Annotated in this window: 13 protein-coding genes; 5 read left to right on the top strand and 8 right to left on the bottom strand. The window is 65.5% G+C overall.

Annotation, left to right across the window (positions count from 1 at the left end; genetic code table 11):
* Positions 1 to 59: 59 nt before the first annotated feature.
* Complete coding sequence (tilS, locus tag Q0K12_RS00325; protein ID WP_297259369.1) at positions 60 to 1,121, top strand: tRNA lysidine(34) synthetase TilS; 1,062 nt, start codon at positions 60 to 62, stop codon at positions 1,119 to 1,121.
* 249 nt (positions 1,122 to 1,370) lie between these two features.
* Here tilS and dxs read toward each other — a convergent pair whose 3' ends face one another.
* The 7 genes from dxs to ispG are packed head-to-tail and all read right to left on the bottom strand — an operon-like array spanning position 1,371 to position 9,775.
* On the bottom strand, positions 1,371 to 3,257 hold the full coding sequence (gene dxs, locus Q0K12_RS00320; RefSeq protein WP_297259367.1) for a 1-deoxy-D-xylulose-5-phosphate synthase: 1,887 nt from the start codon (positions 3,255 to 3,257) through the stop codon (positions 1,371 to 1,373).
* Between the two features lie 17 nt (positions 3,258 to 3,274).
* Positions 3,275 to 4,165 (bottom strand): polyprenyl synthetase family protein, encoded by an 891-nt coding sequence (locus Q0K12_RS00315; RefSeq protein ID WP_297259365.1) that lies wholly within the window; start codon positions 4,163 to 4,165, stop codon positions 3,275 to 3,277.
* Positions 4,162 to 4,431 (bottom strand): exodeoxyribonuclease VII small subunit, encoded by a 270-nt coding sequence (gene xseB, locus Q0K12_RS00310; RefSeq protein WP_297259363.1) that lies wholly within the window; start codon positions 4,429 to 4,431, stop codon positions 4,162 to 4,164. The genes Q0K12_RS00315 and xseB overlap by 4 nt, the downstream gene beginning before the upstream one ends.
* Positions 4,432 to 4,434: 3 nt before the next feature.
* The gene (locus Q0K12_RS00305; protein WP_297259361.1) at positions 4,435 to 5,406 is read right to left on the bottom strand and encodes a M23 family metallopeptidase; all 972 of its coding nucleotides are present in this window, start codon (positions 5,404 to 5,406) and stop codon (positions 4,435 to 4,437) included.
* Between the two features lie 2 nt (positions 5,407 to 5,408).
* Positions 5,409 to 6,914, bottom strand: a complete 1,506-nt coding sequence (xseA, locus tag Q0K12_RS00300; protein WP_363315602.1) for an exodeoxyribonuclease VII large subunit — start codon at positions 6,912 to 6,914, stop codon at positions 5,409 to 5,411.
* Positions 6,915 to 6,968: 54 nt separating this feature from the next.
* Complete coding sequence (locus tag Q0K12_RS00295; RefSeq protein WP_297259360.1) at positions 6,969 to 8,699, bottom strand: proline--tRNA ligase; 1,731 nt, start codon at positions 8,697 to 8,699, stop codon at positions 6,969 to 6,971.
* Complete coding sequence (ispG, locus tag Q0K12_RS00290; protein WP_297259358.1) at positions 8,699 to 9,775, bottom strand: flavodoxin-dependent (E)-4-hydroxy-3-methylbut-2-enyl-diphosphate synthase; 1,077 nt, start codon at positions 9,773 to 9,775, stop codon at positions 8,699 to 8,701. The genes Q0K12_RS00295 and ispG overlap by 1 nt, the downstream gene beginning before the upstream one ends.
* A gap of 396 nt (positions 9,776 to 10,171) precedes the next feature.
* Here ispG and Q0K12_RS00285 point away from each other — a divergent pair, with 396 nt between their 5' ends.
* From Q0K12_RS00285 to ychF, 4 genes are all read left to right on the top strand, one after another.
* A complete protein-coding gene (locus tag Q0K12_RS00285; protein ID WP_297259356.1) occupies positions 10,172 to 10,873 on the top strand; it encodes a FlgO family outer membrane protein in 702 nt (233 codons plus the stop codon).
* 21 nt (positions 10,874 to 10,894) lie between these two features.
* Positions 10,895 to 11,191 carry a hypothetical protein gene (locus Q0K12_RS00280; RefSeq protein WP_297259354.1) on the top strand — a complete coding sequence of 99 codons (297 nt, stop codon included), beginning with the start codon at positions 10,895 to 10,897 and terminating at the stop codon, positions 11,189 to 11,191.
* Positions 11,192 to 11,199: 8 nt separating this feature from the next.
* Positions 11,200 to 11,823, top strand: coding sequence for a FlgO family outer membrane protein (locus Q0K12_RS00275; protein WP_297259353.1), 624 nt, complete (start codon positions 11,200 to 11,202; stop codon positions 11,821 to 11,823).
* Between the two features lie 106 nt (positions 11,824 to 11,929).
* Positions 11,930 to 13,030: a redox-regulated ATPase YchF gene (gene ychF / locus Q0K12_RS00270; protein WP_297259352.1), complete on the top strand. Its 1,101-nt coding sequence runs from the start codon at positions 11,930 to 11,932 to the stop codon at positions 13,028 to 13,030.
* Positions 13,031 to 13,512: 482 nt separating this feature from the next.
* On the opposite strand, the gene Q0K12_RS00265 is transcribed toward ychF, so the two are convergent.
* Positions 13,513 to 14,376, bottom strand: a complete 864-nt coding sequence (locus Q0K12_RS00265; RefSeq protein WP_297259350.1) for a DUF3426 domain-containing protein — start codon at positions 14,374 to 14,376, stop codon at positions 13,513 to 13,515.
* Positions 14,377 to 14,515: the final 139 nt, after the last annotated feature.

The following is a 14,515-nucleotide window of genomic DNA, read 5'->3' as shown; positions in this document are numbered from 1 at the left end:
ATCCGCCGCCCGGGCGGTTCCGTATCCTTCTCTCCTTGCGCCTTCGCAGCAGGCCAGCCGTGACGCTTCCTCCGCTGTCCGCGCCGCCGGCTTCGCTCCGTGAGCTGCGGCCCGCCGTGGCCCGCGAGTGCCTGCGGCTGGAAAACGCCCTCCTCCGTTGCGGCGTGGCTCACGGTCAGTCGCTGCTGCTGGCGGTCTCCGGCGGAGGGGACTCCACCGCCCTGACCGTCATCCTTGCCCTGCTCGCTCCCCGTCAGGACTGGCGTCTGCACGTCTGCACCGTCCATCACGGCCTGCGCCCGGAGGCCGACGCCGAGTGCGCGCAGGTAGGGCATCTGTGCGCGGCGCTGCGCCTTCCCCATCACGTCCGCCATGCCTCTGTGCGGGACATGGCCCGCGCGGCCGGGACCGGTCTGGAAGAAACGGCCCGCAAGGCCCGCTATGCCCTGCTGGAAGAGGTGCGGCGGCAAACGGGCTGCCACTGGCTGCTCACCGGCCATCAGCGCGAAGATCTCTGTGAGGATCAGCTCATGCGCCTCTTGCGCGGCACGGGCTGGCCCGCGCTGGGCGGCATGGCCGCCTGCGACCCGGAACGCCGCCTTTTGCGGCCGCTCCTGCACCTGTCCGGCAAAACGCTCCGGCAATGGCTGACCGACTGGGGGATCCCGTGGAGTGAGGACAGCTCCAACAGCGATTCCGCCTTTCTGCGCAACCGCCTGCGGCACACGCTCCTGCCCCTGCTGGAAAAGGAAAATCCCGCCTACGGTGAATCGGCTTCCCGCCTCTGGCGTCTGGCGCAGCTGGACGCCGACTACTGGGAAAGCACGCTGGATGCGGCCCTTGCCCTGACGCCCTGGCAACAGACCGAGGACGGCATCACCCTCCCCCGCGCCCTGCTCCGCGCCCATCCCCCGGCCGTGCGCCTGCGCCTCTATCTGCGGGCCCTGCGCCACCTGAACCGCCGCCACGGCGGGCAGGCCCGCGCCGAGCGCCTGCTGGCGCTGGATCAGGCCTGGCAGGAGGGCCGGGGAAATACCCGCTTCCAGTTTCCGGGCGGGCTTGTGGCCGTCCTGCGGGGCGGAGCCGTCACCTTCGGCACAACGCCGCCCGACCCAAAATGAGCGGAAAAACCGCGCTTTTTCCGCGAAACGACAGGCCGTATGGTTTGAAGCGCGCGTAGAGTGTCAACACGCTGTTCACCCTCCGTTCAGGCATGAAGCTGGAGGTTTTTGCCAAGAGCCGAATGAGGAAAGGGGAACAACCTATCGGAACACGACACCTAGTGTCAACAGGCCCTCATGGGCAGAGATGAAAAAAGCCCCCTTTGCCTTGAGGGCAAAAGGGGCAAGACGACATTTTTCCCTGAGCCGTCACTCCTGCAGGGCGTCACGCACGGCCTGCGCCAGATGTTCGGCATCCAGCCCCACCATGCGCCGCAGTTCGGCCTGCGTGCCGTGCTCCACAAAGGCGTCCCACAGTCCCAGCCGGCGGATGCGCTGTCCGCGCAGGGCCCCCTTGTCGGAAAGCAGCTCCAGCACCGCGGACGAGAAGCCCCCGGCCCGGACGCCCTCCTCCACCAGCACCAGCACGGAAAAACGCTCCGCCAGCTCCAGCAGCTGGGCCTCCGGCAACGGCTTGATCCAGACGGCATCGAACACTTCCACGGAAAGGCCTTCCGCCGCCAGCGTTTCCGCCGCCTGCAGGGCCGGATGCACGCAGCTGCCCACCGCGATGAACACGGCATCCTTGCCTTCGCGCAGGCATTCCCCCTGCCCCACGGGCAACAGGGCGGGCTCTCCCTCCAGCGGCACGCCGACGCCCGCGCCGCGCGGGATGCGCAGGGCACAGGGGGCGTTCACCGTAAGCGCCGTGGCGAGGCAGTGCCGCAGCGCGTTCTCATCCCGCGGGGCCAGCAGGTGCATATTGGGGATATGGCGCAAATAGGCCATATCGAAGACGCCGTGATGGGTCGCGCCGTCCTCGCCCACCAGCCCGGCCCGGTCGATGCAGAAGGTCACGGGCAGATTCTGCAGGCAGACGTCATGCACGATCTGGTCATAGGCCCGCTGCAGGAAGGTGGAATAGATGGCCACCACGGGCCTGAGGCCCTGACTGGCCATGCCCGCCGCAAAGGTGACGGCATGCTGCTCGCAGATGCCCACATCGGCAAAGCGATCGGGGAAACGATTCTGGAAGGCCTGCGTGCCCGTGCCTTCCGGCATGGCGGCGGTGATGGCCATGATGCGCTTGTCCTCTTCGGCCAGCGCCACCAGCGTCTTGCCGAACACGCTGGTATAGGACGGAGCCGAAGCCGTGGCCGAAGGCACGGCCTTGCCCGTTTCCGGCAGGAAATGCCCGACGCCGTGATAATGCGTGGGGTCCAGTTCCGCCGGAGCATAGCCCTTGCCCTTGCGGGTGCGGATATGCAGCAGCACCGGACCGTCCTCCACGCCCGCGGCCATCTCCAGATGCGTCCGCAGGGCGGTCAGATCGTGCCCGTCCACCGGCCCTATGTAGGTGAAGCGCAGGGCCTCGAAGAGCATGCCGGGCGTGAAGAAGGACTTGAAACTCCACTCGCCGCGCATGGCGTAGGTGGCCAGATGATTGCCGATGCGGGGCACGGTACGCAGGAAGGCCAGCACGTCCTTGCGGACCTGCCGTACCCAACGGCGGGAGAGCGTGCGGCTCAGAAAACGGGAAAGCGCCCCCACGTTGGGAGAAATGGAGATCTCGTTGTCGTTGAGCACCACGATGAGCCGCCTGCCCATATGTCCGGCAAGATTGAGCCCCTCGAAGGCCTCCCCGCCCGTCAGGGAGCCGTCCCCGATGACCGCCAACACATGATGCTTCTGATGCTGGTAGTCGCGGGCCACGGCCATGCCCAGCGCCGCCGAGATGGACGTGGAGGAATGGCCCACGCCAAAATGATCGAAGGGGCTTTCCTCCCGGCGCGGGAAGCCGGAAATGCCCCCCAGCTTGCGGAGGGAATCAAAGGCGGCATGCCGGCCGGTCAAAAGCTTGTAGGCGTAGGACTGATGCCCCACATCCCAGACCAGCTTGTCGCGGCTCATGTCGAACGTGGCCAGCAGGGCCAGCGTCAGTTCCACCACGCCCAGGGAGGGCGCAAGGTGGCCGCCGTTGCGCGCCACCACCTCGATGATGCGCCGCCGCAGCTCGTCCGCCAGCTGCTGGAGCTGGCTGTCCGTGAGGTTCCCCACCTGCGCCGGCCCGGTAAGGGAATCGAGCAGCGGCGTCATGCTTTCCGTGTCCATCGCTAGGCCGTTCTGTTGACTGTGTAATCCGCCAGCGCCGCAAGGAAGGCGGCTTCCTGTCCGTCAAAGCGGGACAGCGCGGCCTGCGCGCCGTCGGCATAGCCGCGCGCCAGTTCCCGGCTCTTTTCCAGCCCCACGAGTTTGGGATAGGTATTCTTGCCCTGTTCCTCGTCGCTCCCGGCGGGCTTGCCGAGGGTCTCGGTATCCGACACCACATCAAGGATGTCGTCGGCGATCTGGAAGGCCACGCCCAGCGCCGCCCCGAAGTCGCCAATGGCCTTGAGCGCATCCTCGCCAGCCCCGGCCAGCAGGGCCCCGCACACGCAGGAGGCGCGCAGGATGGCCCCGGTCTTCATGGCGTGCATGAGGCGGAGCTGATCCAGACTGATGCTGTCCATGCCGGTGAAGATCATGTCCCATTCCTGCCCGCCCACCATGCCGGACGAACCGGCCGCCAGGGCAAATTCCCGCAGGGCGGCCAGCACGCGGTCCGCAGGCAGGTCAAGGCCGCTCATGACGTAGAAGGCGTCCGTCAGCAGACCGTCCCCGGCCAGGATGGCCGTCGCCTCGTCAAAGGCCTTGTGATTGGAGGGCTTGCCGCGCCGCAGGTCGTCATCGTCCATGGCGGGCAGATCGTCATGGATCAGGGAATAGGTATGCACCATCTCGATGGCCCCGGCAAAGGGCAGCACCTTTTCCGGCGCAAGGCCGCACATGGCCGCCGTGCTCATGCAGAGCACGGGACGGAGGCGCTTGCCGCCCGCCTGCAGGCTGTACAGCATGGATTCCTTGAGGCGCGGCGGCAGATCCCGCCCGTCCAGACAGGCGGCGAGCCAGGTCTCGACCTGTGCGCCGCGTTCCTTGAGCAGTCGTTTCATTTCCTGAGGCGTCATATGTGTTCCTCCTCGTCCGGCTGACGGCCGGACACGGCATCCGTAAGGGTCAGATCCTTTTCCTCGCCATTCTGCCAGATGGTCAGCTGATGACGGGCCTTTTCCAGTTGTTCCCGGCACAGGCGCGAGCATTCCACGCCTTCCTTGTACAGGGCCATGCCCTCTTCCAGCGGCAACCGGCCTTCTTCCAGCGCGGTCACGATCTCCTGGAGACGTTCCATACGGCCCTCAAAGTCGGCCGGGATCTTGTTGCGTGAATTCTTCATGTATTACTTGAGGGGTTGAGCGGCCGGAGAAGCGGCCACGGGCTGCGCCCCGCTCTCTTCCCAGGGGGCAAGGAGCGGTTCCACGTCCACGGACTGTCCCTGCACGATGAGCGAAAGATGCAAGTGCGGCCCGGTCACGCGCCCCGTGGCGCCGACCTTGCCGATGATCTGCCCCTTGCGCACTTCCTGTCCGTTCCGCACCAGCTGCTCGGACATGTGCAGATAGGCGGTGAAGACGCCCTGCCCGTGATCCAGATACACGGTCTTGCCGGAAAAATAGAGGTCATCGCACAGCACCACGCGTCCGTCGGCGCAGGCCTTGATAGGCGTTCCGCTGGCGCCGCGCAGGTCAAGGCCCCGGTGATAGCCGCGCGGCTGCCCGTTGAAGACGCGCTTCAGCCCGTAAAGACTGGATATCCCGCCCGGCACGGGCCGCGTGAGCGGCAAAGCCCACTGCCGGACAGGCGAATAACTGGCCAGCGCGGCCTTGACCTGTGCCCTGTCCCGGCGGATGCGCTCCATGACCTTGGCGGGCGGATCCACATATTTCTTGTCCACGGTGAGTTTCTGCACCGGGCGCTTGCGGTCGAAAAGCGTCACCGCCGCCTGCGGGGAACGCCCGCCGCCCGCTGCCGAGGCCGACAGGGCAAGGCGTTTCTCCTTGGCTTCCAGCGGGACGGAAAGCAGCATGACGGCCTGCCAGGCCTGCGTCCCCTGCGGCGTGGCGACCGTCTCGGCCTGTGCGCGCCATTCCTTGCCGCGCCAGCTGAAGACCACTTCCTGTACGGGGACGTCGGAAACGGCCAGCGCCAGGAAGGCATCGCCGCGCGCCACCTGTTCCGGCGCTTCGAGGCGAAGGGTCGCCGCCTGCGCCATGACGGCCCACAGGCAGCAGCACAGGGCGGCAAGCCCGGGCAGCGCCATCCGGCCCCCCCGGCGCAGCATGCCGGGAATCCGCAGCCAAGACTGGGACATGATCATTCTCCTTTTTCCGCCGTTGCGGTCGTGTCCGCACGGGGGCGAATCTGGGCGACTGTAACCCCCAGTGCGCCATCCTGCAAGCGGATGTGCAACTCCTGTCCGCCCCGCGCCTGCCGGACGCTGCGCAGCAGCGCCCCCCGGCTGTCGGAGACCAGCGCGTAGCCGCGTTCCAGCGGCCCCAGCGGATCGCAGGCCGCCAGCCGCAGGGCAAGCCGCTCCTGCTGCGCTTCCGCCCTGCTCACGCTCTGTCGTCCGGCCGCCTGCAGACGCTGCTCCCACCAGAGCAGTTCCTGTTGCCGCCGCGACAGCAGCCGGGGCAGCGCCGCCCGCAGACGTTCCTCCAGCGCGACGGCTTCCCGCGCTTCCGTCGCCAGCCGGGCCGGATTCCAGAACGAGCGCAGCATCCTGCTCAGATGCTCCGCCTGCCGCTGCCGTCCGCCCAGCATTTCCCGCGCGGCCCGCTGCAGGGCCAGCGCCAGGCGACGGCGCGTACTCTCCAGCCGTTCCAGCCGGCGCTGCGGCGCATGCGCCCGCAGCAGACGCGTCAGATTATCCAGCTGCAGCGCCTGACGTTCCAGCCGACGCCGCATGCCGCGCCAAAGGGCGGCCTCCTGATCGTCCAGCAGCTGCAGCAGCTCCTGACGCGAGGGCCAGAGCAGCTGCGCCGCATGCGAGGGGGTCGCGGCCCGAACGTCGGCCGTCAGATCAGCCAGCGTCACGTCCACTTCATGTCCGATGCCGGCCAGCACCGGCAGCCGGGAACGGTACACCGCCTCGGCCACCTCCTGCTCATTGAAGGCCCAGAGATCTTCCAGCGAACCGCCGCCGCGGATGAGGACGATGACCTGCGGGCCGTCAGGCCGCAGGGCATGGGCATTGGCCGTCTCCAGAGCGCGCACGATGGACGGGGCCGCGCCGTCCCCCTGCACGGCCACCGGATACAGCCGAACATGCGCCGCCTGTCCGCGCTGGGCGGCCAGACGCCAGAAGTCATGGATGGCCGCGCCGTGGGGAGAGGTGATCAGCGCCACCCGGACGGGATCCCAGGGCAGACGGCGCTTGCGCTCCTGCGCGAAATAACCGAGTGCGGCGAGACGGCGCTTGCGCTCCTCGAAGGCCTGAGCCAGGCCTCCCTGTCCGGCAGGCTGCACGAGCTCCACCACCAGCTGATACTGCCCGCGCGGAGCGTATATGCCCACATGTCCGGCACAGATGAGTTCCGTGCCCTGCCGGAGCAGTTCCTCCGGGGCGGGCGGCGGCGTCTCAAAGACTTCGCCGGTCAGAGGATCAAAGCCCCCCCGCTGCCGCTGCTGCTGGCGGAACCAGACGCACTGGAGCTGCGCCTCGGCATCCTTGAGCGTGAAATAAAAATGTCCGGATGCGGGGCGGGAGACGTTCCCCACCTCGCCCCGCACCCAGACAAAGGGAAAATGACGCTCCACCATGCGGCGGAGCTGTTCCGTCAGCTGGCGGACGGACTGGATGGTCATATCTTCCGACACGGGCCCTCTCCGGCCCCCGCCGCATCAGCAGGGGCCGCGCTTCGCCTTCCCGGCTCAGGCCATGCGGGCCTGCCAGCCCTGCCGCACCGTTTCCATCCAGGCGGCCAGCGCCTCGGGCAGCGTCGCCAGGGGCAGCTCGCCCTTTTCGCCGGTGCGCCGGTCCTTGCATTCCACGATGCCGCGCGCAAGCCCCTTGCCGCCCACGATGAGCTGCATGGGCGCGCCGATGAGATCCGCGTCCTTGAACTTGACGCCGGGCCGCTCCTCGCGGTCGTCCAGCAGCACGGAAACGCCCTGCCCTTCCAGAAGGTCATGGATCTCGCCGACCCTGGCGGAAACGTCTTCCTTGCCGGGATCGAGATTGAGGAGGATGCACTGCACCGGGGCGATCTGCGGCGGGAAGATGATGCCGTTCTCGTCGTTGTTCTGCTCGATGGCCGCCGCCACCACGCGGGAAACGCCGATGCCGTAGCAGCCCATGATCATGACGCGTTCCTTGCCGTTCTCGTCGAGGAAGACGGCGTGCATGGCGTCGCTGTACTTGGTGCCCAGCTTGAAGATGTGCCCCACTTCGATGCCCTTGGGCAGCTCGATGGGCGCGCCGCAGCGCGGGCAGCAGTCCGCCGCCGTGATGGCGCGCAAATCGGCATAGGCCGTCACCACGGCGTCACGCGCAAGATCCACATGCAGCAGATGCGCGTCAGCGGCGTTGGCGCCCGTCACATAGTCCGTGGCGCCCTGCAGCTCGGCATCCGCATAGATGGGCACATCCAGTCCCACCGGCCCGGCAAAGCCCACCGGCGCATGGGTCAGGGCCTCCACCACCTCGCCGCTGGCCAGCTGCACGTCCTGCGCCTTGAGCAGGTTCTTGAGCTTGATGTCGTTGACTTCGCGGTCGCCGCGCACGAGGACGGCCACATGCTTGCCGTCCACCGTGAACAGCATGGTCTTGACCACGCGCTCCGGCGCGACGCCCAGCATGGCGCTCACTTCCTCGACGCTGTGCGCGCCGGGCGTGGCCACCTGCTCGCGGGGCGGGCAGCCGGCCGTGCAGGGCTCTCCCTTCCAGACCACTTCGGCGCGCTCCACATTGGCGGCATAGCGGCAGGAAGTGCAGGCGGCGATGGTGTCTTCCCCGGTATCGGCAAGCACCATGAACTCATGCGAGAAGTTGCCGCCGATGGAGCCGGTATCCGCCTCCACGGCCCGGAAACGCAGGCCGAGACGCTGGAAGATCCGCATATAGGTCTCGTACATGATGGCGTAGCTGGCATCGGCCGCCGCATCATCCACGTCGAAGGAGTAGCCGTCCTTCATGACGAATTCGCGCCCGCGCATGAGGCCGAAGCGGGGCCGGATCTCGTCGCGGAACTTGCTCTGGATCTGGTAGAGCCGCACGGGGAGCTGCCGGTAGGAGCGCACCTCGCCGCGCACCAGATCGGTGATGACTTCCTCGTGCGTGGGGCCGAGGCAGTAGTCCCGGTCATTGCGGTCCTTGAAGCGCAGCAGTTCCTTGCCGTAGTGCTCCCAGCGGCCGGTCTCCTTCCAGAGGTCGCCGGGGATGACCGAGGGCATGAGCAGTTCCTGGAAGCCGGCGGCGTTCATTTCTTCCCGCACCACGCGGGCCACGTTGTCGATGGCCCGCAGGCCCAGCGGCAGATAGATGTAGACGCCGGACGTCAGCTTGCGAACCATGCCCGCCCGCAGCAGCAGTTTGTGGCTCGCCACCTCGGCCTCGGCCGGGGTTTCCTTGAGCGTGGGGATATAACAGGAGCTGAAACGCATCAGGCGAATTCCTTTTCCTTGAGCAGGAGTTGCAGTTCTTCAAGAAATGCCGCCAGCAGGGCGTCCTGCCCCCTGACGGAACGTATGACCTCTCCCTTGCGGAAGATGATCCCCTTGTCCCGGCCGCCGGCAAGTCCGAGGTCCGCCTCGCGCGCCTCGCCCGGCCCGTTGACCACACAGCCCATGACCGCCACCTTGATGTCGGCCGTGGACTCGGCAAGCCGTTCTTCCACCGCGCGCGCCAGAGCAAAAAGATCGATCTCCGTGCGCCCGCAGGTGGGACAGGAAATGATCTCCGGCCCGCGACGCCGCAGGCCGAGGGCACGCAGGATCTCATAGGCCACGCTGACCTCTTCCGTGGGGTCGGCCGTCAGCGAAACGCGCAGGGTGTCGCCTATGCCTTCATGCAGCAGGATGCCCAGCCCCACGGCGGACTTGACCGTGCCGCGCATGAGCCCGCCCGCTTCGGTGATGCCGATATGCAGCGGATAATCGCAGACCCGCGCCAGCAGGCGGTAAGCCTCCAGCGTATCCTGTACGGAAGAAGACTTGAGGGAGATCTTGGTGTCATAAAACCCGCGCTCCTCCAGCATGCGCACATGCCCGAGCGCGCTCTCCACCATGGCCTGGGGGCAGGGCCCGCCGTATTTGGCAAGCAGCCCCTTCTCCACGGAGCCGGAATTGACCCCGACCCGGATGACCGCCCCGTGGGCCTTGGCCGCATCCACCACGGCATCCACATGGGCACGCGGCCCGATGTTGCCGGGATTGATGCGCAAACCTTCAAGTCCCGCTTCAAGGGCCGCCAGCGCCAGCCGATAGTCGAAATGGATATCGGCGATGAGCGGCACCGGGGAGCCCTCGCGGATGGTCCGCAGGGCCGCGGCGGCGCTTTCGTCGGGAACGGCCAGCCGCACGGCTTCGCATCCCCGGCGCACCAGCGCCTCGATCTGACGCAGCGTGGCCGCCGCATCACGCGTATCGGTATTGGTCATGCTCTGCACGACGATGGGGGCCTTGCCGCCGATGGGCAGGCTGCCCAGCCGCACGGAACGGGTCTTGCGACGCTCGATCATCTTTTCTCCCGGACGGATGCGATGGACGACAGCCCGGACGCGGGCCGTATCTTCGTGGAAGAACCGCGAAAGGTTGTATGCTATTTCCCCCCGCAAGCCAAGTCTTAACCGCCGCTTCCGGGCATGTCGTCCGCCGGGGGGCTCCGCCGGCGCGGCCGTGTCCCCTTCCGGATAAATCCTTTCCCTTTGCCAGCTTTTTCGCTATATTGCCCTTGTCGGCGGAGAAAGCCCCCCTGCTCCGCGCCCGCAGCAAGGGCATTTTTTACCGGAACGAAACTTGCATAGAACGACCGGAAAGGCCGGCCGGAAGGGAATATCCGTCACTTCCGCCGGCACGCTCAAGTTTTTTCTCGTACTGCCGTTAAGCTTCGCAAGAACTTCACCTCAGAGGTGCCTATGCTTCACATGCCCACGTCCCCTTCCGCCTGCCGCCGCGTCTGCCTGCTTCTCCTGCTGCTGGCGACGCTGCTCCCGGCCTGCACTCGTGCCACGGCTCCCACGGATCCCGAGTACATCGATGCGGTGGAACTCAAGCTCAAATGCCGGGAACTGGCCGATCAGATGCTGGCCACCGTGCCCAACGACGCCCTGAAAGGCGTCGTCGCCCTGCCGACCTCCTTTGTGGAGCAAGGCAATCGCAACATGAGCTCTCCGCTGGGACGTCTCATCTCCGAGGCGCTCATCTATGAGTTCAACCAGCGCGGCTTCCCGGTCCGGGAATACCGTCTGGCGGGCAAGGTTTCCGTCACCGGCGGAAGGGATGACCTTGCTTTCCTCAATAATGTCAGCATCCCGGTGGGTCAGAAGTGGGCCGCCCTCATCGTGGGGACCTACTATGTGGACAAGGACGCCACCTTCGTCAACGCCCGCCTGGTGCGCGCCACGGACGGCCTCGTCCTGCGCACGGGACAGCTCGTCCTGCCCAATACCGGCATCGTGCAGCGCATGTCCCAATCCGATGCTCAGGTGGCCTCCCGTCAGGCCGCGGCGAGCAAGTCGCGCAAGTACGGTCAGAACGGCTACTATCCCCCGCTCTACACCCCCGGCGGCGGCAGCAGCCTGGGCAGCGGTTCCCTCCCCATTCGGCAGGGCAATTAGGGTTTTTCAGGAGGTATGACAATGACATTCAAGCCCATCTTCAGCCTGGCGGCCGCCGGCGGTCTGGCCTGCACCCTCCTGCTGTCCCCCGTCGTTTTCCTGCCGTCGCCCTGTCAGGCGGTGGAATCTTCGTCCAGCACCAACGCCCTGAGCAGGCAGTATGTGAAGGAAGCGCGGGCCTTTCGCGCGCAAGGCCGCTACGAGCTGGCCCGGCAAAGTTATGTGCAGGCGCTTTCCGTCTGCCATGATCTTCGAGAATACGAAACCATCAAGCAGGAACTCAACGGTATCGAGATGCTGCTGCGAACCATGCGCTAGGTGAGGTCATGAAACGTCTCCTCATTCTGCTTCTTGTTACGGCACTGGCCCTCTCCCCGCTGACGGCGGCCGCCTTCTTCGGCGGCAACGTCCCCTCGGCGGCGGATGACATCACCGATCAGATCGACGACCAGCTCATGATGCGCTATGCCGGGCGCGACCCCGACATGAGCAAAGCCAACCGTGAGGCCGTGGCCCGTGCCGGCATCATGATTCTGGGCACTTCGCCGGTCAACATCAATGATCTGGAAGAAAGCAGCCCTCTGGCCCGGCAGATGATGGAAGAAGTTTCCCGCGGCCTCATGCAGAAGGGCTACCGCTTCAAGGAACTGCGCACCGGCAGCTATGTGCGCTTCGACAAGCAGTCCGGCGAGTTCCTGCTGACGCGCGACGTCCGCAAGCTGCAAAGCCGTACCGGCACCGGACAGGCGGTCATGGCGGGAACCTATGTGGTCACCCAGGAGCAGGTGCGCTTCAGCATCCGCATCATCCACATTCCCAGCAATGAGGTGATGGCCATGGGCACGGCCACGGTGCCCATTACCGAAGATATCTACCCCCTGCTCCGCGACCCCTACAATCCTTCCCGTTCGGGCAGCGGCGTTCCTTCTTCCTATACCCGGCTGCAATAGACCTTGCCGTCCGGCTCCATATTGACTATAAAATGCCCCGGCGCGTCCGGGGCTTTCTGTTTCGCGCTGCTCCGCATCACGCGGCATCCACCCACAAGGAGAACGCATGGCTCTCAGCATCGGTATCGTCGGACTGCCCAATGTGGGCAAGTCCACCCTGTTCAATGCCCTGACCAAGGCTCAGAATGCCCAGGCCGCCAACTACCCCTTCTGCACCATCGAACCCAACAAGGCCACGGTGGCCGTGCCGGACGCGCGGGTGGACGCCCTGACCGCCAAGGCAAAGCCCAAGAAGACCATCCACGCCAGCGTGGACTTCATCGATATCGCCGGCCTGGTGCGCGGCGCCAGCAAGGGAGAAGGCCTTGGCAACCAGTTCCTGGCCAATATTCGCGAGTGCGCCGCCATCGTCGAAGTGGTCCGCTGCTTCGAGGACGACAATATCACGCATGTGGACGGCACGGTGGACCCGCTGCGCGATATCGACACCATCGAGACCGAACTGCTCCTCGCCGATATCCAGAGCGTGGAAAAGCGGCTGGAAAAGTTGCAGAAGATGGCCAAGGGCAGCAAGGACGCCAAGGCCGCCGCGGAGATCATGCAAGAACTTTTGGCCGCGCTCAACGACGGCAAGCCCGCCTCGACCTTCTCCCTGCCGGAAAATGAGGCCTTTTTGCAGTCCTGGCGAGAGCTTGGCCTGCTGACGGCCAAGCCCGTCATCTACTGCGCCAATGTGGATGAAAGCGCCGTGGCCGAGGGCAATGAGCTCTCCCGCCGCGTGGAGGCGCTCGCCGCGGAACGTCATGCCGGCTTTGCCCGCATCTGCGCCAAGCTGGAAGAAGAGCTGCAAGGCCTGTCCGCCGAAGAACAGGCGGAGATGCTCTCCTCCTACGGCATCGACGAGAGCGGACTCGTGCGCATCATCCGTACCGGCTACGCCACGCTTGGCCTGTGCAGCTACTTTACCGCCGGGCCCGACGAAGTGCGCGCCTGGACCATCCACAAAGGCTGGAAGGCCCCGCAGGCTGCCGGGGTCATCCATACGGACTTCGAGCGCGGCTTCATCCGTGCCGAAGTCATCTCCTATGACGATTACATGAGCCATGAAAGCGAGGCCGCCTGCCGCGCCGACGGCGTGCTACGCGTGGAAGGCAAGGAATATGTCGTGCAGGACGGCGACGTCATGCACTTCCTCTTTAATGTATAAGGTGAAGGATTGACGAACAGGATGGACTCCTGTCCTCCTGCGGCCGGCCCGCGACGGATGCCGCCATCTTCCGGGAAAGCCCCTGCCCCACGCGGGCGGGGGCTTCCTGCATATCTACGCCTTCTCTCCCCGCCGGCTTTTAGAGCATTTTCAGTTTGAAGCGCTTCGCGTTTCAAACCTTACGGCCTGCCGCTTCGCGGCAAAAACGCTCCAGGGTGGGACAGTCTCGCATCCCCATTCTTCCCTGGTAAAATCGCGCTGGGGAAGGGATGGGGGGCTTTGGGGGAAGGGGAATCCCTTCCGCGCCGGCGGCGACCGAAAGGCGGCCGCAGGCCGTGTCCGTTAGGCGACACAGAAGCCTTGCGGACATCGACAGCAGAGCGAGGGGTTCCCCTTCCCCCCAAAACAAACAGCGATAGGATCTCCATAAAAAAAGAGGAGAAGAACTCTCCTCCTCTTTTCCGCGTGTCATGTGACGGCATTCAACGGGCGGCCGGCAGGGCTGCGGGCGCCTGCTGCATCGGGACCTGTGCAGGCATCTGGGCCGGCGCCGGAGCCTGCATGGGGGCTGCCGGTGCGGGCTGCGCAGGCGTCACGCCGGGCTGCGGCGTGACGTCTTCCACGCCGGCGATACGCACCCCGAACTCGGCTACCGTATCGGACGGCGCATAGAACAGCACCATGAAGGGCACTTCGCCTCCCGGAGGCACATTGGAATTGCGGATATAGATATCCGTGCTGCTCTGCAGGAAGGACTCCAGCTCCTTCTCCCCGAGAACCTGCAGCTGGAAGAGCGAGAGCTGCGAACCGGCAAGCTGCTGCTTCACGGCCAGCGGCTTCCTGTTCTTGTCATAAATGGCCGCTTCCACCCGGATAAGCGCCTTGGGCTGCGGAAATTCATTGCGCACGTCGCCGACGATGACGCAGACCTTGCCGATCTTTTCATTCTGCACATAGTACTGACGCACATTGCGCATGGTCAGCATGGAAACACGCTGCGCCAGCTCCTCGTCCGAGAGCTGCGGCTTTTTGTTCCCTGACGGGAACTGGATGTAATACCAGTAGCCGGATCCTCCCAGCACGACGAGGAAGACCAGCAAGCCCAGCCAGAGGAAAAGAGAAGAACCCTTCTTTTCCTTTCGGGCCGGGGCGGCTGCCCGGGCCGGAGCTTTTTTGGGGGCGACGGCTTCGGCCCCCTTGGCAGCGGTCTTGGCCGGCGCCTCTTTTCCGGGAGTCTCCAGCGTGAAGACGTTCTTGCAGACCGAGCAGCGCAGCTTGGCGCCGGGCTTGACGAGCTTGTCCGGCAGATTGAAGCGGCTGCTGCAATGAGGGCATTGTATTTCCATGCGGATACCTCGACAACCGACTAGGGCGTGTTAACCCAAATTTTACAAAAATTTCCGTACATGCACCGTTTGCTTTTGGTGAGGGGCGCCTCGTGTCCCTGTCGCTTCCCCTGATAAAAAAGCGCGCTGGGGAAGGGAT

This window comes from uncultured Desulfovibrio sp., from assembly GCF_944324525.1.
Taxonomy (GTDB): domain Bacteria; phylum Desulfobacterota; class Desulfovibrionia; order Desulfovibrionales; family Desulfovibrionaceae; genus Desulfovibrio.
Note: the sequence above shows the minus strand (reverse complement) of the source record. Positions and strands in the feature narration are given on the sequence as shown.